This is a genomic window from Crenalkalicoccus roseus (assembly GCF_004761865.1).
GTDB classification, from domain to species: Bacteria; Pseudomonadota; Alphaproteobacteria; order Acetobacterales; family Acetobacteraceae; genus Crenalkalicoccus; species Crenalkalicoccus roseus.
In genome coordinates this window covers 1-24,817 of sequence record NZ_SJDM01000028.1, presented here as the reverse complement: position 1 = coordinate 24,817, position 24,817 = coordinate 1, and the positions used below count along the sequence as shown (strand labels likewise).

The following is a 24,817-nucleotide window of genomic DNA, read 5'->3' as shown; positions in this document are numbered from 1 at the left end:
GTCAGCGCCAGGGATCGCCGCCGAGCAGGAACTCCTGCACGTAGCGGCGCACCCCCTCCTCGAGCGGCGTCATCTGCCCCGCGTAGCCGGCGGCGCGCAGCCGGCCGAGCGGGGCCTCGGTGAAGTACTGGTAGCGGCCGACGAGATCGGGCGGCATGTCCACGAACTCGATCGCCTCCTCCCGGCCCGTCGCGGCGAAGATCGCCCGCGTCAGGTCGAGGAAGCTGCGCGCCCGGCCGGAGCCGAGGTTGAACAGGCCCGAGACCTGCGGGTTGTCGAGCAGCCACAGCATGACGGCGACGCAGTCGTCCACATGCACGAAGTCGCGCATCTGCGCGCCATCGGCGATGTCCGGCCGGTCGGAGCGGAACAGGCGGGCCGGCTCGCCGCGCGCGATCTCGCGGAACTTGTGGAACACCACGCTGGCCATGCGGCCCTTGTGGTACTCGTTCGGCCCGTAGACGTTGAAGAATTTCAGCCCTGCCCATTGCGGCGGCGCCGGCGCGCCGCGCGCCAGCAGGTCGGCCACCCGGCGGTCGAAGGCGTGCTTGGACCAGCCGTAGAGGTTGAGCGGCCGGAGCCGCGCCAGGGCCTCCGGCGAGGGATCGTCGTCGAAGCCCTGGGAGCCGTCGCCATAAGTGGCGGCGGAGGAGGCGTAGAGGAACGGGATCTCCCGCTCGGCGCAGGCGGACCACAGCCAGAGCGGCAGGGTGAAGTTGGTCGCCGCCACCAGGTCGGCGTCGGTGGCGGTGGTGTCGCTGATCGCGCCGAGGTGCAGCACGGCGTCGAGCGGCGGCTGCGCCCGCCAGAACGCCTCGAGCTCCTCGGGCGGCAGCAGGCCGGCGATGGGGTGGCGGGCCAGGTTGCGCCACTTCTCGCCCTCGCCGAGGCGGTCCACGACCATCACCTCGGCGCCGCGGTCACAAAGTGCCGCCACCAGGTTGGAGCCGATGAAACCGGCCCCGCCGGTCACGAGATACATCGGCGGAACCCTCGCCTCCTTCCGGCGCCGTTGCGCGGGCCGGCGCGGGGGTATAGGGCGGCGCGCGGCGACCTCGCAAGGCGACCACAGGCAGGAGACGGCACGGATGAGCGGGACGGACGAGAGCGGGCGGCGCCGCGGCTCCCTATTCGACGATCTGGCGGGGGTGGCAGGCGGCGCCTTCTCGGTGCTGGCCGGGCTGCGCCAGGAGATGGAGGCGATGGCGCGCGCACAGGCCGATGCCGTGGTGCAGCGCCTGGAACTCGTGCGGCGCGAGGAGCTCGACGCCGCGCTCGAGGTGGCGCGCCGCGCCCGCGAGGCGGCCGAGGCGCTGGAGGCGCGGATCACGGCGCTGGAGGCGCGGCTCGGCGCCGCACCCGCCCCGGCGGCGGCGGAGGCGGCCGGCGCCGGCTCGGTCGCCTCGCCCGAGGCGGTGCATCCCGAGCCCAGGGGCGGCACGGTGCCGGAGGGCAGCCCGGCCGCCATGGCCTCCGCCGGGATGCCGGGCACCGCGCCGGAGGAGCGGGGCGGGTAGGGCCGCTTCCGCTCGGCCGCGCTCGCGGAAACGGCCCTGGCGCCAGCGGTTCAGGCGCCGATCACCCCCCCGTCCTGGCGGGTGATGACCAGCGTGGCCGAGCGGGGCACGCCCTGCCCGTCCGGCCAGCGGCTGACCAGGCGGCCGGCGGCGAAATCCTCCGCCGTCGTGGTGGCGCCCGGGTGCTGCACGTTCACGAACATGGTCCGCTGGTCCGGCGTGGTGACGACGCCGGTGATCTCCTGTCCCACCGGTCCGGTGAGGAAGCGCCGGATCTCGCCCGTGTAGGGATTGGCGCAGAGCATCTGGTTGTTGCCGAAGGGCGCGAGGGGACCGCGATTCTGCTCCGCCTCGCCGATGTCGGTCTGGATCCACAGCCGGCTGTCGGCGTCGAACCAGAGCCCGTCGGGGCAGGCGAAGATGTTCTCCGCGGTCAGCGGCGCGCCGTTGGCGTCGCGGCTGTCCTCCTGCGGCCCGGCGATCACGAACAGGTCCCAGGTGAAGCGCGTGGCGGCATGGTCGTCATCCGCCTCGCGCCAGCGCACGATCTGGCCGAAGCGGTTCTGCGCGCGCGGGTTCGGCCCCTCCGCCTGTTCGGGCGTGCGGCGGGTGTTGTTGGTCAGGGTGAAGTAGACGCGCCCGTCGCGCGGATCCACCGCGCCCCATTCGGGGCGGTCCATCTTCGTCGCGCCGAGGAGGTCGGCGGCGGCGCGGGTGTTCACCAGCACCTCGGCCTGGCTGCGGAAGCCGTTGGCCGGGGTGAGCGGCCCCACCCCCTGCACCAGCGGCAGCCACTCGCCGCTGCCGTCCGGATGGAAGCGCGCCACGTAGAGCGTGCCCTCGTCGAGCAGCGCGCCGCTCGCCGTCGCGCGCTGGTAGGGACGGGCGGAGACGAATTTGTAGATGTACTCGAACCGCGCATCGTCGCCGGAATAGGCGACGACGGGGCGCCCCTCCCGCGCCGGGGCGAAGATCACCCCCTCATGCGCGAAGCGGCCGAGGGCCGTGCGCTTCACCGGGCGGCTCCGCGGATCGAAGGGGTCTATCTCCACCATCCAGCCGAAGGCGTTGGGCTCGTTGCGGTAGTCCTCGGCGGCGTCGGCGCCGGTGCGGGAGGCGTCGAAGCGGCGGAAGGCGTCCTCCCCACCCCGCGCCTCCTCCCAGCGGTAGCGCGAGCGGCCGGTGCGCACGCCGTAGCGGGCATGTTCGCGCGGCAGGTCGGGCTTCTGGTCCTGCTGGTCGCCGTTGCGGAAATAGCCCGCCCAATTCTCCTCGGCGGCCAGGTAGGTGTTCCAGGGCGTCACGCCATGGGCGCAGTTGTTCAGGGTGCCGCGCACGCGCGTGCCGTCCGGGCTGTAGCGGGTGCGGACGAAGGGGCTGCCGCGCACCGGCCCCGCGATCTCCATCTCCGTCAGGCCGGTGATGCGGCGGTTGCGCGGATCCGGCACCACCGCCCAGCGCCCGTCCGCGCCCTTGCGGATGCGCACGACGGAAATGCCGTGGGCGTTCAGCTCCTTCAGCACCTGGTCCGGGTCGCGCCCGTCCTCCCCGGCCGGCACCTCATCCGTGCCGAGGGGGCGTTCCGCCGCGGCGGCGTGGAGGAAGCGTGGCTCGATGTATTCGTGGTTGACGACGAGCAGCCCGTCCTCGCTGCTGCCCCGGTGGGGGTCCTGCCCTTCGATCGGGAAGAAATGCATCCCGTCATGGTGCATCCCCACCTGCATCGCCTGTTCCGCGCCGGTGTTGTCCGGCCGCCAGGCGGGCATGTCGCCGGTGATGGGCGTGCCCCAGGGGATCAGCACCTGCACCGCGTAGCCCTCGGGCACCACCACCGTGTCGGCCTCGCTCACCGGGACGGCGCGGAAGCCGAGGCTCGGCCCCTCCGCCGGCCGCGCTGTGGCCCCGCGCGGCGCGGCGCCGGCGCCGATGAAGCCGGCGAGGGCGGCGCCGAGGCTGCCCGCCAGCACCCCCCGGCGCGACAGGCGCGCCGCGGCGATGTCGCCAAAATAGGGGTTGGCGGAAAGGTTGGACATCGGCTCGTCGCCAGGCTCGATCATGTCGTGCTCCCGCGCCGCCATCGCTGCGATCTCCCTGTCCGTCGCCGGGCGCGCCGGCCCGGCCGGAGCGTTCCTGGCCTGGGAAGGTGACGGCCGTGCTGCGGCCCGGAGACGGGCGGATGACGTTTCGCACCCGCCCGCCCCGATGCCGCCATCAGCGCGCCGCCAGCAGCTCCGGCACGCGCAGCAGGATGAACTCGTTGTCCGCCGCGCGGTCGAGGGCGCGGCCGCTGCTGAAGGGCAGGTTGTTGTCCACCGCCACCACGATGTGCTCCCCATCCACCCGCACCACGTTCTCGATGGTGAAGAAGGGGAAGGTGAAGCGGCCGCCCAGGTCGCGCGCCGCCGCCGTCGGCAGGCGGGCCAGCCCCTCGGGATCGGCGATGTCCATCAGATCGATGTGGCCGATCTTGCGGATGAAGCCTTCCGCATCGGTCTCCGCCATGTCCACGAGATAGACGCGCTTGAAGCGCGCGGGGTCGGGGAAGCAGTCCGGGCGCGGCGCGGCGGGATCGGGGCAGGCGAGGCTCGGGTCGCCCTCCCCGTCGTCGCGCTCGATCACCAGGGCGCGGCGCTCGTCCACCATGTTGAAGTCGCCGATCGCGGTCGCGCCCTCCTCCAGGCGGTAGCGCCACTCGCGCCCGGTCCAGCGCGCCTCGCGCGTGTCGAATTCGAGCACGCGCAGGAATTCGCGCCCGGCATGGCGCTCCCGCCTGCCCTCGGCGTCGAACAGCGGCTTCTCCAGCATGGCGAGCAGGTGGCGGCCGTCCGGCGCCAGCGCCATGCCCTCGAAGCCGCCGGAGCGCGGCACCTCGAAGCGCACCGGCTGGGTCGGGCTCGCCGGCACGGAGAGGGCGGGATGGTCGGGGCTGCGCAGCACCCGCCCGCCGCTTTGCGTCTCCCACAGGCCGGTGATGCGCCCGTCCAGCGTGGCGCGCAGCAGGAAGGGGCCGAACTCGTCGCCGATCCACACCTCCTCGCCCACCACCTGGATGCTCTCCGGGTCGAAGTCGGCGCCGGTCAGGTAGCGCTCGCGCGTGTCCTCCAGCGTGATGCGGAAGGGGATGACGCGGTCGGGGTCGCGCAGGAACACCGTCTCGCGCACCTCCACCCGGCCGCTGCGCCAGTCGGGCGCGACGCGGACGAAGAACAGCATGGCGTCGGGGCTGTTGCGCTTGTTGCCGAAGCCGTTGTCGATGATGGCGTAGAGGCTGCCGTCCGGCGCCGGCCGCGCGGCGAAGCCGGAGAAGCCCTGCAGCGGCTGGCCGGTGAAGGGCAGGCTGATGCCGGTCGCGCGGTCGCCGTGGCGGGGGCCGGTCGTGCCGGGGCGGCTCATCGGCCGGTCCTCGCGCAGGTTGCCGGGCCCGGTGAACCGGCCGCTGAGCCACAGCCCCCGTGGCGCGTCCTCGGGCGGCGCCACCATGGTCATTGCCGGGATGTAGGCGTGGCCGGCGAGCGTGGCGGGGAAGCGCTGGTCGGCCGCGGCCGGCAGGGCGAGCGCGGTGCCGAGCAGCAGCGCGGCCGCGAGGCTAGGGCGGGGCATGGGCATCTCCTCTCCGTCCGGAGCGGCGGAGCGTTAACGCCCGCATGTTGTGGCCCGATGACGTACCGGTGACGTCTCGATGACCCGCCGCGCGCCGCCTCCGGGTTCGACCTCCGCCGGCGCGCCGCCTATCCTGGCGCCGATGTCCGCCCCCCTCCGCCGCCCCGCGCCCGCCCGGCTGCTCCTTCCCGAGGCGCCGGCGCTCGTCGCGCGGCACGGGCGCGGCACGCTGCTGACGCCGGATGGGGAGCTGCTCGACCTGCCGGCGGCGGAGATCGCCCGCGCGCTGCGCGGCCTGCCGCCGCCGATGCTGGTCCATGCCCCCGCCACCGCGCGGCGGCTCGACCTGCCGCCCTTTGACGCCGCCTACGACCTGCTGGAGCTGTTCGCCTTCTGCCTGCCGGCGCGCCCCGCGGCGCCGACCCCGCGCGGCCTCGCGCTTGCCCTCGATCTCGCCCCGCCGCGCGACGAGGCCGCCGCCGCGGCGCTGCTGCCGGAGATGGCGGCGGCGATGCTGCGCCACCTCGCCCTGGTGCGCGCCGCGCCGCAGAACCGCGACGCCGCGGGGCTGGCGGCGTGGCTCGCCGAGACTGCCGGCTGGCCCTGGTCGGCGGCGGTGCAGGCGGCGCTCGGCGCGCCGGAGGCGCCGCCCTCCGCCGACGCGCTCCGGGTCTGGCGCCGCCTGCCGGAGTGGGAGGACCCAGGCCCCGCCCCGCCGCCGGCGGCCCATCCCGTCGCGCCGGCCGAGGCGCGTGCGCGGCTTGCCGCGATCCTCGGCGGCGAGGCCGAGCAGCGGCCGCAGCAGGCGGACTACGCCTCGGCCGCCTGCGCCGCCTTCGCGCCGAGGGAGACGCCCGGCGCGCCGCGCCTCGTGCTGGCCGAGGCCGGCACCGGCACCGGCAAGACGCTCGGCTACATCGCCCCGGCCTCGCTCTGGGCCGAGCGCAACGGCGCCGCGGTCTGGATCGCCACCTTCACCCGCAACCTGCAGCGCCAGATCGAGCAGGAACTCGCCCGCCTCTACCCCGACCCGGAGGAGCGCCGCCGCCGCGTGGTGCTGCGCAAGGGGCGGGAGAACTATCTCTGCCTGCTGAACCTTGAGGAGATGCTCGGCCAGGCGGAGCATCCGGCGCTCGCCCTGCCGCTCGCCCTCATCGCGCGCTGGGCGCTGGCGAGCCGCGACGGCGACCTGATGGGCGGCGACTTCCCGGGCTGGATCGCCGAGCTGTTCGGCCCTGCCGCCATCTGGCCGCTCGCCGACCGGCGGGGCGAGTGCATCCGCTCCGCCTGCCCGCGCTACCGGCAATGCTTCGTCGAGCACTCGATCCGCCGCGCCCGCGGCGCCAGCCTGGTGGTGGCGAACCACGCGCTGGTGATGGTGCAGGCGGCGCTCGGTGGCGGCGAGGACGGGCGGCCGACGCGCTACGTCTTCGACGAGGGGCACCACCTGTTCGACGCCGCCGACGCCGCCTTCTCCGCCGCGCTCACCGGCGCGGAGACGGCGGAGCTGCGCCGCTGGCTGCTCGGCGCCGAAGGCGGTCGCAGCCGCGCCCGCGGCCTCCGCCGCCGCATCGAGGAGCTGGCCGGAGACATGCCGGAGCTGCTGGCGCCGATGGAGGCGGCGCTCCAGGCCGCCCACGCCCTGCCCGGCCTCGGCTGGGTGACGCGGCTCGCCGAGGAATACGCGCTGGTGCCGGAGGCGGGGCCGGAGCGGCGGCGCAACCCGACCGAGGCCTTCCTGCAGCTCGTGCGCCGCCAGGTGCTCGCCCGCGCGCGCGACGACGAGGGGCTCTACGGCCTCGAATGCGACCTGCACCCCCTCGCCGAGGGGCTGGCCGAGGCGGCGGAGGTGCTGGAGCGTGCCCTCGGCCGCATCGCCGAGCCGCTCGCCCTGCTGCGCGACCGCCTCGCCGCGCGGCTCGAGGACGAGACGGCGGCCGAGATGGAGACCGGCGAGCGCATCCGGCTGGAGACGGCGGCGAAGGGCATCGAGCGCCGCGCCCTGATCCCGCTCGCCGCCTGGCGGGCGATGCTGCGCGGCCTGCGCGAGCCGCCGCCCGCGCCCGGCGAGCGGCGCGCCTTCGTGGACTGGCTCGCGCTCGACCGCCGCGAGGGGCGGGAGGTGGATGCCGGGCTGCACCGCCACTTCCTCGACCCCACCGAGCCCTTCGCCGCGCAGGTGGCCGCGCCCGCGCACGGGCTGCTGATCACCTCCGCCACCCTGCGCGACGCCGGGCTGGCCGAGGCGCCGGAGGCCGCCTGGGCGGCGGCCGAGGCGCGCACCGGTGCCGTCCACCTGCCGCTGCCGGCGATCCGCGCCGCCATGCCCTCGGCCTTCGATTACGCCGCGCGCACCCGCGCCTTCGTGGTGACGGATGTGGACCGCATGCGCGCCGGCCAGGTGGCGGCGGCGATGCAGGCGCTGTTCCTGGCCGCGGGGGGCGGGGCGCTTGGCCTGTTCACCGCCATCCGCCGGCTGCGCGAGTGCTTCCAGCGCATGGCCCCGGCGCTCGAGGCCGCCGGCATCCCGCTCTACGCCCAGCACGTGGACGCGATGGACAACGGCACGCTGGTGGACGTGTTCCGTGCCGAGGAGGATGCCTGCCTGCTCGGCACCGATGCGATGCGCGACGGGGTGGACGTGCCCGGGCGCTCGCTGCGCCTCCTCGTGTTCGAGCGGGTGCCCTGGCCGCGCCCCTCCATCCTGCACCGGGAGCGGCGGATCCACCTCTCGGGCGGCGATCCCAAGGGCTATGACGACGCGCTGGCGCGCCACCGGCTGCGCCAGGCCTTCGGGCGGCTGATCCGCCGCGCCGACGACCGCGGGGTGTTCGTGCTGCTCGACCGCTCCTGCCCCTCCCGCCTGCTGGCCGGGCTGCCGGAGGGGGTGGAGGCGCGTCGCGTCGGCCTCGCCGAGGCGGTGGCGGCGACGCGGGACTTCCTGGAAGGACGGTAGCGTCCGCGTCCTTTTCCTCCGATCTGCCGTGCGGGGGGAGGGACGCGGCGGAGGGCGGCGCCTCGTCCGCGCGGAGCGCCAGCACGCGCTCGGGCCGGTCCCCGACGACCACGACCGGAACCGCGGGGATCGCGCGATCGGGACGCCGGAGCATTTTCCGTTCGCCCCACCCGTTCGGGCGGGGGCACCTGGACGGGATCTGCCCTAGCCCCGCCAGCCGAGCCCGGCGCGCCGTACCCGCCAGGCGACGAGGCCGAGCCAGGCGAGCTGCACGGCGAGCGCCGGGACGATGACGAGCGGCTTCCAGGCCGGCGAGAGGTGCAGGAACAGCACCGCGAGCCCGGCATGGAACAGCGCGAAGCCCCAATGCGCCGCCGCCACCGCCCGCACCCCCATGCCGGCGCGGCTGGCCATCTGGTAGAGGTGGGTGCGGTGCGCCTCCCCCAGCCTCTCGCCCATGGCGGCGCGGCGGAGCAGGGTGAAGCCGGCATCGAACAGGAGGCCGAACAGCAGCAGCGGCACGATCAGGAAGCTCACCTGCGTGCCGTCGAAGCGGGCGGCGGCCACCGCCAGCACCGCCAGCATGAAGCCGGCGAACTGGCTGCCGACATCGCCCATGAAGATGCGCGCCGGGTGCAGGTTGAAGGGCAGGAAGCCGGCGAAGCCCGCGGCCAGGAACAGCGCCGCGGCATAGACGAACCACCCCTGCTGGTGGGCGGCGATGGCGGCCAGCGCGGCGCAGGCGACGAGCAGCGTGCCCCCGACCAGGCCGTCCATGCCGTCCATGAAGTTCACCGCGTTGGTGCAGCCGACGATCCAGAACAGCGTCACCGCCGGGGCCAGCCAGCCGAGCTCCACCGGCCCGATGCCGGGCAGCGAGAGGCGCGTCAGCACCAGCCCCATCGCCATCGCCACCAGCGCCGCGCCGGCCTGCGCCGCCAGGCGCAGCCGGGCGGAGAGGTGGCGGATGTCGTCGGCGAGGCCGACCGCCGCGATCGCCGCCGCCGCCAGGATGACGCCGAGGAAGGGCCGCTCCGCGATGCGGGCGAATTGCGCGGCCTGGAACAGCACCAGCATCCCGGCGAGGAAGGCGAGCACCGGCCCGAGCCCGCCGCCGCGCGGCGTCGGCGCGCGGTGGGCGCTGCGGTGGTTCGGATGGTCGAGGATCGGGAAGGCGATCATCACCCGCACCGTCGCCGCGGAGAGCAGGGCGAGCAGCAGCGCGAAGGCCAAGTGCTGGGAGAGCGCGGCGAGGGTCATGCGGGGCCGGGGTGTGGCGGAAGCGCCGCCCCGGGGCAAGCGGCGGGGCGGCCTATCGGACGAACCCCATGAACCCCCGCGTCAGCGCCTCCTGCCGTCCTTCCCGCACCACCTCCCAGAGCGGGTTGTCCACCGAGAGGCGCTGCCCGCCGTCGCGCAGCACCGGGCGGATCAGCAGGCTGGCGCGGGAGGCGCTGGCCGGCCCCAGCAGCTCGAGCGGGATGCGCACGTAGAGCCCCTTGTCGAAGCTGCCCTCCCCGAAGCGGCGGAAGGGCACGTCGGTCAGGGTGGCGAAGCCGCCCACCTCGATGCCGCTGGCGAAGCGGCGGCCGAGCTCCAGCGTGCCGCCCCAGTCCCCGGCCAGGTACCGCCCCGCCCGCACCACGCCGTAGAGGTTCCACAGCGGCAGGTCGGCGTAGAGCGAGAGGTGCCCCGTCGGCACCGTGTAGTCGCGCAGGCCGAGGCGCTGCGCATACTCCCGCTGCACCACCCAGTTGAGGTCGAGCCCGAGCGCCCAGGGCCGGTCGAAGGGCCGCCACAGCACCTCGCCCGAGATGCCGGCGAACATCGGCTCCAGCAGCCCCGCGGTGACGCGGGCGAACACGTCCGGCGCCGGGTTCCACAGCCGCTCGGCGTAGAGGGCGGGGATGGTCGGCCCCTCCGCCGCGGCGTAGCGGGCATAGTCGCTGCGCACCCGCGGCAGGACGCTGTCCGAGGGTGCGCCGCGGTCCAGATTCCCCGCCAGCGGCTGCGCCACGCTTCCCGCCACCGCGAGGCCGGCGCCAAGGCCGATCCGTGCCCCCGCCCCGACGCCGATCTGCCACAGCGCGGCGCGGCGCGGGTCGCCGAGCACCAGCGCCACCCGCGGCTCGACCCCCCAGGAGAGGGTGGGCGCGCCCCCGGCCAGCGCCGGCGCGGCGGGGAGCAGGCGGGCGGCGGCCAGCACCTCCTCGGCGCTGCCCTGGCCAAGGGCGGCCCGCTCCACCGCCTCGCGCAGCAGCACGAGGCGCGCCACCGTCACGCCCTGGCGCCGCCAGTCGAGGTGCAGCGCCTCCACCTCCGGCGGCAGGTGCGGCTGGGCGGCACGCATCACCCGCCCGGCGGTCTGCGCCAGGGTGGCGTGCCGCCCGCCCTCCACGGCGAGGACCGCCTCCGCCCCCCGCGCCTCGTAGGCGAGGGGCGTGAACCCCACCGCGCGCAGGGCGGCGAACAGCGCCTCCCGCGAGCCCGGCGCGGCCGGCCGGCCGGCGAGCGGCGGCGGGGGGCGGCGCGAAGCGAGTTCCGGCGGCCGTGCCGGGTCGAGCCGCAGCGAGAGCCGTGCCAGCACATCCGTGCCGTGGACGAAGGACAGCCCGGCATCCAGCCACGGGTTGGGCTGCCACTGCAGGCCGAGGTTGAGGCGCGAGCGCGCCCGGCCGCGCAGCCCCTCGCTCCGCGCCGGCCAGCCGCCGCGCTCGTCGCGCAACGCGTCGGCCGACCATTCGAGCTTGGCGCGCAGCCCCTCCGCCGGGCCGAACGGCGTCGGCAGCGGCGGCAGGCTCCATTCCACGCCGCCGAAGGGCGCGACCCGCCCGCCGCGGAACCAGCCCTCCCAGCCCGGCACACCGCCCTGCCCGACGCGGCGGGGGCGCTGGCCGAACCGGTCCGCGACCTCGGCCAGCGGGTTCGGCAGCTCGGCCCCGGTGCCGAGCCGCCCCCAGCCCAGGCCGAGGGTGAGGTCGAGCGGCCCGAAGCGCTTGGAAGCGACGAGATACTCCCCGCCATAGAGCCCGGTGCCGATGAGGTCCTGCAGCCCGACCGCCACCGCCGGCCGCCAGTCGCTTTCCGCGATCAGCCGCAGCTTGAGGTCGAGGGCGCGGTCGGTGGCGCGGCCGCGTCCGGTCGTGCCGTCCAGCCGGTCGGCGATGCGGAAGGTGGCCTCCAGGAAGGGCAGGGGCTGGAGGTTGAGGAACCAGAACTGCCGCTGGTGGCGCAGGGAAAGGCCGGTCTCCACCGTGCCGTCGGGGCGGAAGCGGGCGTTGCGCATCTCCAGCAGCCCGACGCCGCCCAGGTTGCCCCCCGTCGCCGGCACCTCCTCCGCCCGCCCCGGCGCCGCGCCGGACAGGGCGAGGAGCGCGAGCGCCGCCGCGCGGCGCGTCCTCCGCCGCCCCTCAGCGCCCACTCGAGCGCACGATGACCGCAAGCGCGGCGGCGGAGAGCGAGACCTGGGAGAGCACCTGCGTCACGTCGCGCAGGAAGCCCCAGGTCTCGTAGGGGGAGGGGTCCTGCGGCACCACCACCACGCTGCCCGGCGGCACCGGCGGCCCGCCGGACTGCCAGGCGCCGAGCCCGGCCGGGGCGGACTGCCCGTTCGGCAGCACGACGAAGGCGCGCCGGGTGTCGGCGAAGCGCTGCGCCCCGCCGGCGGCGCGCACGTAGTCGGCGGCGCGCCAGCCGGTGGTGAATTGCAGGCTGCCGGGGTTCAGCACCGCGCCCACCACCGTCACCTCGTTCGGGCGCTTCGGCATGGCGATCAGGTCCCCGGGCTCGAGCAGCACGTCGAGGTCCGGCCGGCCGGCCAGCACCACCGGGTTGGCCTCCACCACCATCCGTCCCGCCGCGCGCGCCTGGCGCAGCGACTCCGCCAGCGCCCGCCCCGCCTGGATGGCCCCGGCGAGGTCGGCGGAGCCGCGCATTCCCGCCACCGCCTGGCCGGCCGCCACCTGCATCAGCCCCTGTTCCAGCTCCCGCGCCGTGCGCTGGAACCCCTCCTGCTGGCGCTGGCGCACGCTCTCGCGGGAGAACACGGCGCCGTAGGGATAGGCCTGGGGGGTCAGCCCGCCGGCGCGGGCGATCACCTCGGAGAGCCGCTCGCCGCGGCGGATGTCGTAGACGCCGGGGCGGACGAACTCGCCGATCAGCGTCACCGGGCCGATGTCGCGGTCGCCGAAGCCGCGCGGGATGCGCACCGCGTCGCGCGGGGAGAGGCGCACGGCGGCGAAGTTGCGGCTGCGCAGGTCGAGCAGGGAGCGGGAGAGCTGGCGCGTGCCGGTCTGCTCCGCGGGCTCGCGCGCGAACTCCACCGTGGCGAGGTCGGCGGTGTCGGTCACGCCCCCGGCGGCGGCGATCAGCGCGTCGAGGCCGGTGTCGTCTAGCACCGGGTAGAGGCCAGGCTGGCGCACCTCCCCGGTCAGCAGCACGGTCTGGTCGAGCAGGAAGGGCAGCAGCGCCGGGTAGTCGAGGAACACCTGCGGGCAGGGCACCCGTCCCCCGTCCGGGAAGCCGGCGCCGCGCGCATGGGCGAAGCGCAGGCGGGAGGCCTGCGCCGCCATGGCGAGCTGCGCGAGCGCCGGACACTCGGCGGCGGGCGGCGGCGGGGCGAGGGGCGCGCCCGGGGCCATGCCAACGCCTGCGGCCGGCGCCGCACCCGGGGTGGCGGGCGGCGCGGCGGAGGGCGCCGCGGCGGGGGCGAGCAGCGGCGCCAGCGGGTCGGCCGGCACCTCGCCGCGCAGCGCCTGCTGCACCGAGGGGCTGGCCAGCCACAGCACGTCGGAGAGGCCGAGCAGGATCACCTCATCCCCCTCGGCCAGGCGGAGATCGGCCCTGCCCGCCAGCACCTGCCCGAGATCGAAGGGGATGAAGCGCCGCGCCCGGGTCTGCGGATCGATGCGCCAGACCACGCCGAGGCGCGGATAGGGATCGGCCTTCACCAGCCGCGGGTCGGCGAGCAGGCCGCGCAGGCTCTGCCCGCGGGCGGTGCGCAGCAGCGGCGCCGCGACATGGCCGGCGAGGCGGAGCTGGTTCGCCATCACGTCCGCCCCCGGCTCGACGCGCAGCGCATCGCCTCGCCGCAGCGTGTGTCGCGCCCCCACCTCCTGCACGCTGCGCCGGCCGGCGCCGTCGGTGGTCTGCAGCAGGAAGCGGTTGCCGGCAGGGCGCAGCGGCTGGCCGGCCAGCGCCAGCATCTCCTCGACCGGCGCGCCCGCCGTCCCGGCCGGCAGCTCGTAGATGCCGGGGCGCGTCACCTCGCCGCCGATCGCCACCGCGCCGCCGAGCGGCGGCACCACGATCCGCTCCCCCTCGCGCAGGGCGAGGTCGGGCGCGGCGCCGCCGGCGCCGGCGATCACGGGGTAGAGGTCCACGATGCGCGGGGCGCCCGCCCCCTCGACGCGGATCGCGCGCAGGCTGCCGGTGCGCCGCACCCCGCCGGCGGCGACCAGCGCGTCCAGCACCGAGGCGTGGGCGGTCAGCGCCTGCAGCCCCGGCCGCGCCACCTCCCCGCCGACGAAGACGGCGATCTGGCGCACCTGGCCGATGGAGACGAACACCTCCGACCCGCCGAGTTCGCGCTGCGCCCGCGCCTCGAGGTCGGCACGCAGCGCGCGCAGCGTGCGCCCGGCGGCGGGGATGGGCGGCAGCTCCGGCAGCAGCAGCATCCCGTCGCGGCCGACGCGGACGGAGAGGGTCTGGCGCACGCGGCCGCGGAAGGCGAGCACCACCTCGTCCTCGCGGCCGAGCAGGTAGTCGTCCGGCAGCACGCCGAAGCCGAGCCCGGCGGGCAGGGCGCCCGGGGCGGCGCGCAGGCTGTCGTAGCCGAACTGGCGGAGCGGCGCCGCACCGCCCGGCTCGCGCGCGGCGAAGAAGCCCTCGATCGGGGAGAGCGGCTCCTCCTCCGCCGGGGCCGTAAGCGCCGGCGCCGCCGCGGCGGGCGGCGCGGCGGCGGGGGGCGCGGTAGGGGGCGCCGCCGGGGGGCGGCCGCCCGAGGCGTCGAGGATGCGTTGCAGGATGTCGTGCTGCGCCGCCGGGGGCAGGGCGGGCAGCGGCGTTCCGCCCGGCAGGGTGGAGGGCAGGGCGGGCGGCGCGAGGAACGGCCCCGGCGGCGTCTGCGCCGTCGCCGCCGCGGGGAGCAGCAGGGCGAGGGCGGCGAGGCGGCGCAGCAGGGAACGGGACGGCACGCTCAAGACTCAGCTCCGGGCCGGCCTGTATGCAACCTATGCGCGATGTTCAACGCTGAAATCAAGAACTCCCCTGACAAATCTTCGTCTTATGGTAGAAAACCCCCGAAGGCCCGCCGAGCGGGGAGGCTTCGCGCATGGGAGGTCCGGCCCGCCTGCTGCTGCTGGCCGACGCCGCCCTGCGGCTCGGGCCGCGGGCGGTGCTGCGCGCCGCCTGGCACCGCTCGCCCCCCGGCCGGGCGCTGGCCCGCCACCGGCTGCGCGATGCGGCCGCTCCCACCGGCCCCTTCCTGCCCCCGCCCCGCGACCCGCCGCCGCCCCTGCCGCCCGGCCACGCCGCCGCCCTGCTGCGCCGGGCCGCCACCCTCGCCCCCCCGGACTGGCACGGGCCCTTCCCGGCCCGGGTGCCGGCGCTGGCGCTCGACCTCTTCGTGCCCGGCGACATCCGCCCGGTCTGGGAACGCAGCCGCTGGGCCGAGCTGCCGCTGCTCGTCCAGGCGGCGCGGCTCGACCCCGGCAGCGGCCATCTGGCGCGGGCGGAGGCTTGGCTCGCCGACTGGCTGCGCGCGAACCCGCCCTTCCGCGGCCCGAACTGGGCCTGCGGGCAGGAGGCGGCGCTGCGCGCCCTGCACCTCGCCCTGGCGCTCGGCCTCGCGGGGGGCGGCCCGCCGGCGGGGGCGCGGGCGCTGCTGGCGCTGCACGGGCGGCGCATCGCCGCGACGGCGGCCTACGCCCTGGCGCAGGACAACAACCACACCGTCTCCGAGGCGGCGGGGCTGCTCGCCTGCGGCCTGCTGCTGGGGGAGGCCGGCTGGGCGCGGCTGGGCGCGGCGCGGCTGGACCGGGCGCTGCGGCGGCTGGTCGCGCCCTGCGGCGGCTTCGCCCAGCTTTCCACCGGCTATCACCGGCTGCTGCTCGACGTGCTGTCGGTGGCGGAGTGGCTGCGCCGCCGCCACGCCGCCCCGCCGCTCCTCTCCCCGGAGGCCGCCGCCCGTGCCGCCGCCGCCGCGCGCTGGCTGGCGCGCCTGACCGAGCCGGCGACGGGGGCGGTGCCGCGCCTCGGCCATCAGGACGGCTCCTGCCTCGCCGACCTCTCGCTCCGCGGGCCGGAGGATGCGCGCGGCAGCGTGGAGCGGGCGATGCGCCTGCTCGCCGGGGAGGGCGCCGGCTTCGCCGACGATCCGGGCTGCGCCTGGCTCGGCCTGTCGGCGCCGCCGCCGGCCGCGCCGCCGCCGGCGCGCTGGGCCGGGGAGGGGGTGCGGCTGTGGCGGGAGGCGGGGGCGCTCGCCCTGCTGCGTACCGGCCCGCTGCGCTTCCGCCCCGGCCAGGCGGACCTGCTGCATCTCGACCTGTGGGACGGGGGGCGGGCGCTGCTGCGCGACGGCGGCAGCGGCGCCTACAACCCGCCCGCCGGCGCCGCCTGGTGGCACGCCCATTTCACCGGCACCGCGGCGCACAACACGGTGGAGTTCGACGGCGCCGACCAGATGCCGCGCGCGGGGCGCTTCCTCTTCGCCCGCTGGCCGCGCTGCGGCGGCCTGCCGGACGGCGCCTGGATCGAGGATCGCCGCGGCAACCGGCAGGAGCGGCGCGTGGCGGCCGGAGGGCGGCGCTGGGTGGTGGAGGACCGCCTCTCCGGCCCGTTCCGCCGCGTGGCGCTGCGCTGGCGCCTCGCCCCCGGCGGCTGGCGCGTCACCGCCGAGGGCGCCGAGGGGCCGGGGCTGCGCCTGTCCGTCGCGGCGGACGCGCCGCTCGCCCTGGCGCTGGAGGCGGGGTGGGAGAGCCCCGCCTATGGTGTGGTGCGGCCTGCCCCGGTGCTGGTGGCCCGCGCCGCGGCGCCGGTGCGCCGCCTCGTCACCACCATCCTGCTGGACTGACAACCTCAAGTTGATATTCCAGCCCCTGATCCGCTACCCTGCGCGGGTTGCGAGGGAGGGTGGGATGCCGCTGGAGGCGCTGCTGCGCGGCGTCTGGGTGTGGCGCTGGCGGGTGCTGCTCGGCGCGGCGCTGCTCTACGGCGCCGGCGCCGCCCTGGTGCTGGCCTGGCCGCGGAGCTTCGTCGCCCAGGCGGTGGTGGCGCCGGCCGAGACCACGGGCATCGCCACCTCCGCCCTGCTCGCGCCGATGCCGATCATGGGCGGGGGGCTGCTGGATTCGCGCCCCTCGGGGAATTTCGCCGTCTATCTCGACGCGCTGCGCGCCCCCGAGGCGGCGGCGATGCTGGCGCGGGAGACGGAGCTGCTCGCCCACCTGACCGAGCAGCGCGGCGCGGGGCCGCTCGGCGCGCTGCGCCGCGCCCTCGGTCTGCGCCTCGAGGCCGATCTCGACGACGCCCAGGCCTGGCTGGAGCGCAACCTGGCCACGACGCAGGGGATCGCCACCGTCACCTTCACCCTCGCCCTGGCGCACCGCGAGCGTGAGGCGGCGCTCGATGCCCTCATCCGGCTGCACGCCCATGCCGAGGCCAAGGTGCGTGCCGACATCGCCGGCATGGCGCGCCGGCGCATCGCCACCATCGAGGCGATGCTGGCCGGCGAGCGCGACGCGCTGCTGCGCGCCCAGCTCTACGAGCTGCTCGGCCAGCAGCAGCGCGCGGCGCTGGTGGTGGCGGCGGACGAGGCGGTGGCGGCGCGGCTGGTCTCCGCCCCTGCGGTCGGGCTCCGCCCCGCCCTGCCCAACCGGCCGCTGCTGCTCGTGCTGCTGGCGCTGGCGGTGCCGCTCGCCGCCGCCGGCGCGGCCTTCGCCCTCATGCTGCTGCGCGGCGAGGCGCCGCGGCCCCGGCCCGAGGTGTCCCCGCCGACGGTGCCGCTCACCGCCTGGCACGGCGCCGGCGCGGATTGATACCCGGCCCCGCCGATCGCGGCCCGCACCCGGCGAGGCCGGGCGAGCCGCCGGATGGCCGCCGCCGCGCCCGCGGCAGGCCGTGCGCGCCGGCGCCCGGGGCGCGGGCCGGGCAGGATCCGCCATGAGCCGCCTGCCCGGAGGCGTGGCGGCGCTGCTGCCGGTCTGGACGGGGGTCGCCGCTGCGGCGCTGCACGGCGCGGGGGCGCTCAAGTCGCTGCCCGGGCTCGCCGCCCTGCCCTTCGACCTCACCGCCGCCGCGGCGCTGCTGCTGCTGCCGGCGCTGCCGCTGCTGCTCGCCACGCGGCGCTGGACGCTCGGGCGCGGCCTGGCGGTGCCGCTGCTCGGCGCGCTGCTGCTGCTGCTCTGGCTGGTGCTCGCCGGCACCTGGAGCCCTTCCCGCGCCGTGCTGGCGGAGAAGCTGCCGCAGCTCGTGCTGCTTGGCCCGGCGATGCTGGCGGCGGGGTTCCTGGTGGGGGCGGAGCCGGCGGCGCTCGGCCGCTTTTGCGGCGCCGCCCTGGCGCTCGGCCTGCTGGTCGGCGGTGCCGTGGCGTGGGGGGTGGCGGCGGACCGGGTGGTGCTCGGGGGCGAGCCGGGCGCCGATCCGGGACGGGTGCGGGTGCAGTACCAGCTCGCCGGCCTTGCCATCGCCACCGCCGCCGCGCTGGCGGCGGTGCGGGCGGTGGAGGCGCGGGGCGCGGCGGGGCGGCTGTTCTGGCTCGCGCTCACCGCGGTGCTGGCGCTGGCGGTGCTGGTGCCGGGCGGGCGGCTGGCGCTGCTCGGCCTGCTCGCCGCCGTGGCGCTGGCGCCAGCGCTGCTGCTGTGGCGGCGCGGCCGGCGCGCCGCCGCGCTCGCCTGGGTGGCGGGGGTGGGGCTGGCCGCCATCGCGGGGCTGGCCGCCCTCGCCGCGCGGCCGGGCTGGGTGGAGGGGCTGCGCACGCTGGAGCGGCTGTTCGGCGATCCGGCCTCGGCCACCCCGGCGCGGCTGCTGCTGTGGGAGCGCGCGCTGCGCTGGGGCGGCCTCGCCGCGCCGTTCGGCCTCGGCACCGCAGGCTTCACCATCGCGGCGGGGTTCGGGGAGGATCGCGGCTTCTACCCCCACAACCACGCGCTGGAGGCGCTGGCCGAGGGCGGGCTGCCCGGACTCGGCCTCTGGCTGGCCGCCTTCGGCGGCGGCGCGGTGCTGGCGTTGCGCCAGGCCCGACACGTTCCGCCCGGGCGGGCGGCGCGGGTGGCGGCGGTGACGCTGCCGGTGGCGCTCTCCGCCATGGTCTCGACCGATCTCGGCAACCGGATGGTGTGGTTCGCCCTTGGCCTGCTGCTCTCCCTGGCGGCGGAGGCCAGGGCGCCGGAGGCGGAGGCCGGCGGTGGCTGAGCACCGTTCCCAAGGCGCCGGAGGGGCCTATGCCCGGTGGGGCAAGCGGGCCTGCGACGTCCTGGCTGCGGCGGCGCTGCTCCTGCTGCTGGCGCCGCTGATCGCCGCGGTGGCGCTCGCGGTGCGGGTCGCGCTCGGGCGGCCGGTGCTGTTCCGCCAGGCGCGGGCGGGGCGTGACGGCCGGACCTTCGTGCTGCTCAAATTCCGCAGCATGGCCCCGGCCGACCCCGCCCGGCCGGCGGAGGATGCGGCGCGCCTCTCGCGCTTCGGTCGCTGGCTGCGCGCCAGCGCGCTCGACGAGCTGCCGCAGCTCCTCAACGTGCTGCGCGGGGAGATGAGCCTGGTCGGGCCGCGCCCCCTGCTGGCGGAGGATGTCGCGCTCTACACCCCCCGGCAGCGGCGGCGGCTTCTGGTACGCCCCGGTCTGGCCGGGCTGGCCCAGGCGGCGGGGCGCAACGCGGTGCCCTGGGAGCGGCGCCTGGAGCTCGACGCGCGCTACGCCACCCTGCCGCCGACCCTTGCGGGCGACTTGGCGCTGCTGCTCCGCTGCCTGTGGCTGGTGCTGCGCGGCAGGGGCGCCACCGCGCCGGGCCATGCCACCATGCCGCGCTTCGAGGGAGCCAGCGACCATCTCCCCGCCGCGGACACGACCGCAAGCGCAACATAAACCAATCGTTACAAAACCAACGTTTGGATGCCGCGTCATTATCGGCGTCGGAACATGATCTGGGGCCGGGTCCCATGCGCCTCTTCCGAACTCATCGTCTCCCGGGCCTTTGCTTCGCTCCCCGCCGGTTTGCCCTGGGCGCGGGGAGCCTCCTGATCCTGGCGGCCTGCCCCGGGGCGGTGGCCCAGCCCCGGCAGGGCGGCGGGGAGGAGCGGCCCGCGCTCTGCGGCGGCGGCGACATGGCGCATCCCGGCCAGCCGGCGGCTCCGGCCGCGGCGCGCATCGCCCTGCGGCAGGAGGAGATGCTGGCCACCCACCGCGCCATCCTGCGGACGCTGAGCCGCGCGCACGCGCCGCTCGAATGGGCGATGGGCCAGAACACCCTGGGCCTTCTGCTGGCCGGGATCGGCGAGCGGGAAGGCGGCACGGCGCGGCTGGAGGAGGCGGTGGCCGCCTACCGCGCGGCGTTGGAGGAGTTCGCCCGCGCCGGCGCGCGCCGGGCCTGGGCGACCACGCAGAACAACCTCGGCAATGCGCTGCTCATCCTCGGCGGGCGCGAGGCGGGCACGGCGCGGCTGGAGGAGGCGGTGGCGGCCTATCGCGCGGCGCTGGAGGTGCGCCGGCGGGAGGAGGCGCCGCTGGAATGGGCGGCGACGCAGAACAACCTCGGCAATGCCCTGGCCAATCTCGGCAAGCGGGAGGGGAATTCGGCGCGGCTGGAGGAGGCGGTGGCGGCCTATCGCGCGGCGCTGGAGGTGCGCCGGCGGGAGGAGGCGCCGCTGGAATGGGCGGCGACGCAGAACAACCTCGGCAATGCCCTGGCCAATCTCGGCAAGCGGGAGGGGAATTCGGCGCGGCTGGAGGAGGCGGTGGCGGCCTATCGCGCGGCGCTGGAGGTGCGCCGGCGGGAGGAGGCGCCGCTGGAATGGGCGGCGACGCAGAACAACCTCGGCAATGCCCTGGCCAATCTCGGCAAGCGGGAGGGGAATTCGGCGCGGCTGGAGGAGGCGGTGGCGGCCTATCGCGCGGCGCTGGAGATGCGCCGGCGGGAGGAGGCGCCGCTGGAATGGGCGGCGACGCAGAACAACCTCGGCAATGCCCTGGCCAGCCTCGGCGAGCGGGAGGCGGGCACGGCGCGGCTGGAGGCGGCGGCGGCGGCCTACCGCGCGGCGCTCGAGGTGCGCGTCGCGGCGCCCGTGCCGCTGGAGCGGGCCTTCTCGCAGCACGGCTTGGCCAATGCGCTGGAGAGGCTGGCGCTGCGGCGCCAGGATCCCGCCCTGATGGCCGAGGCGCTTGCCTGCATGCGCAGCGCGGCCGAGGTCTATCGTGCCGGCAATGTCAGCTACTGGCTGCCTATCGCCGAGGCCGCCATCGCCCGCATGTCCGATGTGACCCTCGGGGAGGGGCGGGAGCAGCGGCTGACCAACGCGGCGCGGAAGGAAGGACCGGAAGCAGACACCAGCGCGCTCCGGTGACGAAGGAGGCCGCGCCGCACGGAGGGGCGCAAGGACATCCTGGTATTCGACGCTGCCCTGAGGGGCTTCGCGGCGCGCGGCCAGGCGCGTGGCGGGAAGCTCTGGCTCTTCCGCTACAGGCTGGGCAGCGCCTCGCGTCGGGTTCCGCTCGGGCGCTTCAGCGAGGTGACTGCGGCGAAGGCCCGGCGAGAGGCCGAGCGGCTGCGCGGCGAGGTGTTGGCGGGCCACGACCTCTGGGGCGAGTGCGAGGCCGCCGCCATCCTCGCCGCCGAGCGCGCGGCGCACCAGGCCGCATCGGGCGGGCAGGCCAGGCAGAAGGGGGCTCGCCGCCGAGCGCGCGGCGCACCAGGGCGGAGGAAGCGGCCTTCACCGTCGCGGCGTTGCTCGAACTCCACGTCGAGCATCACCTCGCCAGGCTGCGGCCGGCCACCCGGCGCGATGCCCTCTCGCGGCTGCGCCGCCACCTCGCCCCGATCCGGGACAAGCCCGCCACCGCCATCGGCCGGCGCGAGGCGGCGCAGGTGGTGGACACCGCCGCTAGAGCAGATCGCGGACGGCTGGAAACAGCCGGAAGCGTGACTCTGCTCTACAAACAATGGGCTGGAGCCGTTTCCACGTTCATGGCCGAGTGGAAACAGCTCTAGGGCCGGGGAGACGACGGCGCGGCAGGTGCGCAACACGCCCGCGTCATGTGGGCATGGGCGAGGCGACGCGGCAGCCTGCCGGAGACGGCACCGAACCCCTGGGAGGGGGCGCCCGTCCCTGGGCGCGACTTGCCACGCGACCGGGTACTGACGGGGGAAGAAATCGGCCTGGTGTGGGTGGCGCGCCAGCGCCCGGCTTCCGATCCCGCATGGGCCGTTGCTGCGCTTCCTCATGCTGACGCTGGCGCGGCGCGAGGAAGTCACGGCGATGACCTGGAGCGAGGTGGCGCCCGACCTCTCCACCTGGACCCTGCCTGCCGGCCGCAGCAAGAACTGCAAGCTGCATGTCGTGCACCTGGCCGCGCCGGCCCGCGCCGAACTCCGCGCGCCAGCTGCGGCCGAGGCCGGCGCCGAACCGCCGGAGCCGATCCTTGGTTGGGTGGTGCACGATTTCCGCCGCACCGGCGTCACCGTGCTGGCCGAGCGGGGGTCCCCCGCATGTCGTGGATCGGCTGCTCAAACACGTCCGGGGGACCATCCGCGGCGTCGCGGCCATCTACCAGCGCGGCGAGTTTCTGGCGGAGCGCCGCCACGCTCTCGACCTGTGGGCCGCGCACATCCTCGCCTGCGCCGGTGACCGCCCGGCAGCGCCGAACGTCACGCCGCTGGCCCCCTGCCCCTTCGGAATTGCGCGTGGGACAGCCGGGGACAGGGGGGAGCGCCAGCGGGGGCGGGAAGACCGAAAATCCGCCCGGCCGCCTGCGCGGGGGGGTTGCGCGCGGCCGCCGCCGGGGGGCTTTGACGCCCAAAAAAGACCGCCTTCCTCGGGGAAGCGGGAAAGGGTGTCAGGAAGAACTTCGGGATGTGATGCGCGAACTTGTCAGCCTGGAACTTCCATGCCGCATCACAGCGCGAACTTGGCCGGAAGCGTCACGAGCCGAAGCCGGAAAGCGCCTGGTCGCCTTCAGTGGCGTTCGGAGAATCGAACGTGTGGCCCGCTTCAGGGCATTCAAGAACGCGAAGCAGATCATAGAACTCGGCGTCATTCAAAAATAGTGCGGGCGGCTTCCGGTAGAGCCGTCAACAACTGCAAGCTTGCCTGACGAGCAAGAACTCGCTGTTCGCAGGTAATCACAGGCGGCATTCACGCCTCAAACCGGAGCATGTCTGCGCCAACATGGAACATGAGGCATGTATTCTGTCCCACCGGCGGTTTTCGCCTTGATCACGACGGCACGAGGCAGGATAATATTGGTTCGCGCGAGCAATCGATCCGTCGATGGGCACTGGCCCCGTGGCTTCGGGAGTGTAGCGGCATCCGGCCGAGCACCCGAAAGGCGACCTCTTGAGGGGCCCATGCAAGTGGCCCTCGCCGGTCTCGCACACTGCAGGGCCTGAAGCCTGACTCGAACTGGCAGCCCTCGGGCCACCGTCCGGACTCTGTTAGGCATGATGCGCGCGGCGCAAGCCCTGTTTTCGCATCCTCCGCCTTCTCGCGTCCGGCGGCGGCCGTCAGGCGCCGAAGGGAATACCATGAGCCATGAAGAGGCGCGGCCGAGCGCGCGCGGCAGGCGGCCGGCGCCGCGGGCGCGTGACGCGCGCCCGCTGAATCGCAAACGCCGGGTCACCTCGCGGTGCCCGGCGCAGGGGGGCGGAAGCCCCGGATAGAAGCGCAACCCACCCCCCGCCCGTCTATCAGGCTTCGCTCCCGCGTCAGCGCCCCGAGGCAACCCGGCCATCCCGAAAGGCTGGGTCTTGATGCTGCATCCCCTCTTCCCCCCACCGGCTGCGGCCTGACCGCGCTTCACGCGCGCGGCCGGCGCCTCTGCAAGACGCTGCACGCCGACGGCACGGTCGATCCCTACGACGCCGCCCGGCCTCTTCGACCTGCATCCCGAGCCGCTGGCGGACCTGGCAGCGCTGGCGGGGCTGCTGCGCCGGCTGCTGCCCTGCCGCCGCCGCGCCACCGCGATAGGGCAATGGCCGGGACCGCTACGCCACGGCGGCGCTGGCCAGCGCCTATACGCGGATCGCCGGCGCGCCCGTCAGCACCCGGCACGCCACGGCGAAGCGGGAAGCCTGGTCCTTGGCGCGCTTGGTGTGCGCCGGCCGGCTGAGCGCGACGGAGGTGTCGGAGACCATCGGCGCCGCCATCGAAGCCGCCGGCAAGGCGCGCGCCGAGGGCGAGAAGGTGGCGGCATGGGCGGTCGCGCGCCGCGCCGACACCGGGGAGGTGCGGCGATGACGGACGACGCCATGCCCGCCGCTCCGCCGCCGCGGCGGAACGGCCACGCGCAGGGTCACACGCCTGCGCCCGCCCCCGCCGGACCGGGCCGCGATCCTGGCGTGCCTTGCCGCGCTCGATCCGGCGGACCCGGCCACCCCGCTCGAGATGGCCGCCGCCAGGGCGCTCGGCACCCCCCTCCCCACGCTGCGCGAAGCGGTGGTGCTCGCCCGCCCCCAAGCCGCGGCCGCGGGCGGGGAGGCGGAGGCGGAAGGCGCCCCGCCCGCTCCCGAGGGCGAGGCAATGCCGTTTGAGGAACGCGAGGCCGCGATTGCCGCCCTCGCGGCGCTGCCACGGCGCGACTACGAAGTGCGGTGGGCCGCGGAAGCGATGCGCCTCGGCCTGACTTGCGCCCCCCTCGACTGGGAGGTGGCGGCGCAGCGGGCGCGCTGGCGGGCGGAGGAGGCGGCGGAAGTGCGCCGCCGCCCCGAGCCGGCGCCAGGGGAAGTAGTCTGGCCGGCCGGCTTTGCCCCTCGACCCGATGGGCTCTACGCCGACACGGGCGACGACGCGCCGCCGCGCTGGCTGGCCGCGCCCTTCGAGGTGCTGGGGGAGGCGCGCGATGCCGCCGGCATGGGCTGGGGGCTGTTTCTGCGCTGGCGCGACCGCGCGACGGCCGACTGCACATCCGGGCCATGCCGGCGCGCCTGCTGATGGCCGAGCCGGGCGCCCTGGAAGCCGAGCTTGCTGACCGCGGGCTGCGGCTGTCCGCCGATCCCACGGACCGCCTGTTGCTGCGCAAGGTGCTGACAGAGATGCGCGCGGGGCGGCGCGTGCGCCGCGCCTACCGCACCGGCTGGCAGGACGTGGGCGGGGGCGCGGTGTTCCTGCTGTCGGACGGCGAGGCCATCGGCGCCGCCGCCGAGCCGGTGGTGTTGGACACCCCGGCCGAGGATGCCGCCCGCCTCGCGGCCGCAGCCGGCACGCTGGGCGGCTGGCAGGCCGAGGTGGCGACGCTGGTGGTGGGGAACCCGCTGGCCGCTTTCTGTGTCGCCGCCGCCTTTGCCGCGCCGCTGCTGCATCCCCTGAGGGAGACTGGTGGCGGCTTTCACCTGGCCGGCGACTCCAAGCGCGGCAAGACGACCGCGATGCAGATGGAGGTGTCGGTTTGGGGGCCGCCCTATGCGGCCGGGGTACTGCGCAACTGGAACGGCACCACCAATGCCTTCGAGGCCGTCGCGGAACAAAGCGCAGCACGGCGCCAGCCGCTTTGCAGTGCTGGCGCAGCAGGCGCTAGGCCCTGTTAGCGCCTGAACGCTGGCGT

18 protein-coding genes and 1 pseudogene are annotated in these 24,817 nt (G+C 76.1%); 13 read left to right on the top strand and 6 right to left on the bottom strand.

Annotated elements, in window-relative coordinates; all coding sequences use genetic code 11:
- Position 1 precedes the first annotated feature (1 nt).
- On the bottom strand, positions 2-982 hold the full coding sequence (rfaD, locus tag ET526_RS15365; protein WP_135468577.1) for an ADP-glyceromanno-heptose 6-epimerase: 981 nt from the start codon (positions 980-982) through the stop codon (positions 2-4).
- Between the two features lie 106 nt (positions 983-1,088).
- Here rfaD and ET526_RS15360 point away from each other — a divergent pair, with 106 nt between their 5' ends.
- Positions 1,089-1,517 (top strand): accessory factor UbiK family protein, encoded by a 429-nt coding sequence (locus tag ET526_RS15360; protein ID WP_135468576.1) that lies wholly within the window; start codon positions 1,089-1,091, stop codon positions 1,515-1,517.
- Positions 1,518-1,567: 50 nt separating this feature from the next.
- Here ET526_RS15360 and ET526_RS15355 read toward each other — a convergent pair whose 3' ends face one another.
- Positions 1,568-3,595 carry a PhoX family protein gene (locus ET526_RS15355; protein ID WP_135468575.1) on the bottom strand — a complete coding sequence of 676 codons (2,028 nt, stop codon included), beginning with the start codon at positions 3,593-3,595 and terminating at the stop codon, positions 1,568-1,570.
- Positions 3,596-3,728: 133 nt separating this feature from the next.
- Positions 3,729-5,117 (bottom strand): esterase-like activity of phytase family protein, encoded by a 1,389-nt coding sequence (locus tag ET526_RS15350; protein ID WP_135468574.1) that lies wholly within the window; start codon positions 5,115-5,117, stop codon positions 3,729-3,731.
- A gap of 142 nt (positions 5,118-5,259) precedes the next feature.
- Here ET526_RS15350 and ET526_RS15345 point away from each other — a divergent pair, with 142 nt between their 5' ends.
- Positions 5,260-8,073, top strand: coding sequence for an ATP-dependent DNA helicase (locus tag ET526_RS15345; protein WP_135468573.1), 2,814 nt, complete (start codon positions 5,260-5,262; stop codon positions 8,071-8,073).
- A gap of 204 nt (positions 8,074-8,277) precedes the next feature.
- Here ET526_RS15345 and ET526_RS15340 read toward each other — a convergent pair whose 3' ends face one another.
- The 3 genes from ET526_RS15340 to ET526_RS15330 are packed head-to-tail and all read right to left on the bottom strand — an operon-like array spanning position 8,278 to position 14,267.
- Entirely contained in the window at positions 8,278-9,333 is a 1,056-nt protein-coding gene (locus tag ET526_RS15340) for a glycosyltransferase family 4 protein (protein ID WP_135468572.1), read from the bottom strand.
- A gap of 52 nt (positions 9,334-9,385) precedes the next feature.
- Positions 9,386-11,494 carry a YjbH domain-containing protein gene (locus tag ET526_RS15335; protein WP_240048421.1) on the bottom strand — a complete coding sequence of 703 codons (2,109 nt, stop codon included), beginning with the start codon at positions 11,492-11,494 and terminating at the stop codon, positions 9,386-9,388.
- A complete protein-coding gene (locus ET526_RS15330; protein ID WP_240048426.1) occupies positions 11,484-14,267 on the bottom strand; it encodes an SLBB domain-containing protein in 2,784 nt (927 codons plus the stop codon). Before ET526_RS15330 ends, ET526_RS15335 begins: the two co-directional genes overlap by 11 nt.
- A 137-nt stretch (positions 14,268-14,404) precedes the next feature.
- Here ET526_RS15330 and ET526_RS15325 point away from each other — a divergent pair, with 137 nt between their 5' ends.
- The 11 genes and pseudogenes from ET526_RS15325 (at position 14,405) to ET526_RS15285 (ending at position 24,800) form a co-directional block, all read left to right on the top strand.
- On the top strand, positions 14,405-16,144 hold the full coding sequence (locus tag ET526_RS15325) for a heparinase II/III domain-containing protein (RefSeq protein WP_135468571.1): 1,740 nt from the start codon (positions 14,405-14,407) through the stop codon (positions 16,142-16,144).
- A gap of 64 nt (positions 16,145-16,208) precedes the next feature.
- Positions 16,209-17,108: a hypothetical protein gene (locus ET526_RS15320; protein ID WP_135468570.1), complete on the top strand. Its 900-nt coding sequence runs from the start codon at positions 16,209-16,211 to the stop codon at positions 17,106-17,108.
- 124 nt (positions 17,109-17,232) lie between these two features.
- Entirely contained in the window at positions 17,233-18,483 is a 1,251-nt protein-coding gene (locus ET526_RS15315; protein WP_135468569.1) for an O-antigen ligase family protein, read from the top strand.
- Complete coding sequence (locus tag ET526_RS15310) at positions 18,476-19,150, top strand: sugar transferase (protein WP_135468568.1); 675 nt, start codon at positions 18,476-18,478, stop codon at positions 19,148-19,150. The genes ET526_RS15315 and ET526_RS15310 overlap by 8 nt, the downstream gene beginning before the upstream one ends.
- Positions 19,151-19,329: 179 nt before the next feature.
- A complete protein-coding gene (locus ET526_RS15305; RefSeq protein ID WP_204623664.1) occupies positions 19,330-20,625 on the top strand; it encodes a tetratricopeptide repeat protein in 1,296 nt (431 codons plus the stop codon).
- A 36-nt stretch (positions 20,626-20,661) separates the two neighbouring features.
- A pseudogene (locus ET526_RS22650) lies at positions 20,662-20,847 on the top strand (Arm DNA-binding domain-containing protein); the annotation flags it as partial.
- A 158-nt stretch (positions 20,848-21,005) separates the two neighbouring features.
- Entirely contained in the window at positions 21,006-21,269 is a 264-nt protein-coding gene (locus ET526_RS22125) for a hypothetical protein (protein WP_240048420.1), read from the top strand.
- 217 nt (positions 21,270-21,486) lie between these two features.
- On the top strand, positions 21,487-21,906 hold the full coding sequence (locus tag ET526_RS15295) for a site-specific integrase (protein ID WP_135468566.1): 420 nt from the start codon (positions 21,487-21,489) through the stop codon (positions 21,904-21,906).
- Between the two features lie 1,449 nt (positions 21,907-23,355).
- On the top strand, positions 23,356-23,514 hold the full coding sequence (locus ET526_RS21300; RefSeq protein ID WP_158295605.1) for a hypothetical protein: 159 nt from the start codon (positions 23,356-23,358) through the stop codon (positions 23,512-23,514).
- Between the two features lie 147 nt (positions 23,515-23,661).
- Positions 23,662-24,207, top strand: a complete 546-nt coding sequence (locus ET526_RS15290) for a hypothetical protein (protein ID WP_135468565.1) — start codon at positions 23,662-23,664, stop codon at positions 24,205-24,207.
- Complete coding sequence (locus ET526_RS15285; RefSeq protein ID WP_135468564.1) at positions 24,189-24,800, top strand: DUF927 domain-containing protein; 612 nt, start codon at positions 24,189-24,191, stop codon at positions 24,798-24,800. The genes ET526_RS15290 and ET526_RS15285 overlap by 19 nt, the downstream gene beginning before the upstream one ends.
- Positions 24,801-24,817: the final 17 nt, after the last annotated feature.

Bases quoted from the DNA above. Each gene is read 5' to 3' on its own strand.
- rfaD (WP_135468577.1), bottom strand. From the start codon at position 982: ATGTATCTCGTGACCGGCGGGGCCGGTTTCATCGGCTCCAACCTGGTG.
- ET526_RS15360 (WP_135468576.1), top strand. From the start codon at position 1,089: ATGAGCGGGACGGACGAGAGCGGGCGGCGCCGCGGCTCCCTATTCGAC.
- ET526_RS15355 (WP_135468575.1), bottom strand. From the start codon at position 3,595: ATGGCGGCGCGGGAGCACGACATGATCGAGCCTGGCGACGAGCCGATG.
- ET526_RS15350 (WP_135468574.1), bottom strand. From the start codon at position 5,117: ATGCCCCGCCCTAGCCTCGCGGCCGCGCTGCTGCTCGGCACCGCGCTC.
- ET526_RS15345 (WP_135468573.1), top strand. From the start codon at position 5,260: ATGTCCGCCCCCCTCCGCCGCCCCGCGCCCGCCCGGCTGCTCCTTCCC.
- ET526_RS15340 (WP_135468572.1), bottom strand. From the start codon at position 9,333: ATGACCCTCGCCGCGCTCTCCCAGCACTTGGCCTTCGCGCTGCTGCTC.
- ET526_RS15325 (WP_135468571.1), top strand. From the start codon at position 14,405: ATGGGAGGTCCGGCCCGCCTGCTGCTGCTGGCCGACGCCGCCCTGCGG.
- ET526_RS15320 (WP_135468570.1), top strand. From the start codon at position 16,209: ATGCCGCTGGAGGCGCTGCTGCGCGGCGTCTGGGTGTGGCGCTGGCGG.
- ET526_RS15315 (WP_135468569.1), top strand. From the start codon at position 17,233: ATGAGCCGCCTGCCCGGAGGCGTGGCGGCGCTGCTGCCGGTCTGGACG.
- ET526_RS15290 (WP_135468565.1), top strand. From the start codon at position 23,662: ATGGCCGCCGCCAGGGCGCTCGGCACCCCCCTCCCCACGCTGCGCGAA.
- ET526_RS15285 (WP_135468564.1), top strand. From the start codon at position 24,189: ATGCCGGCGCGCCTGCTGATGGCCGAGCCGGGCGCCCTGGAAGCCGAG.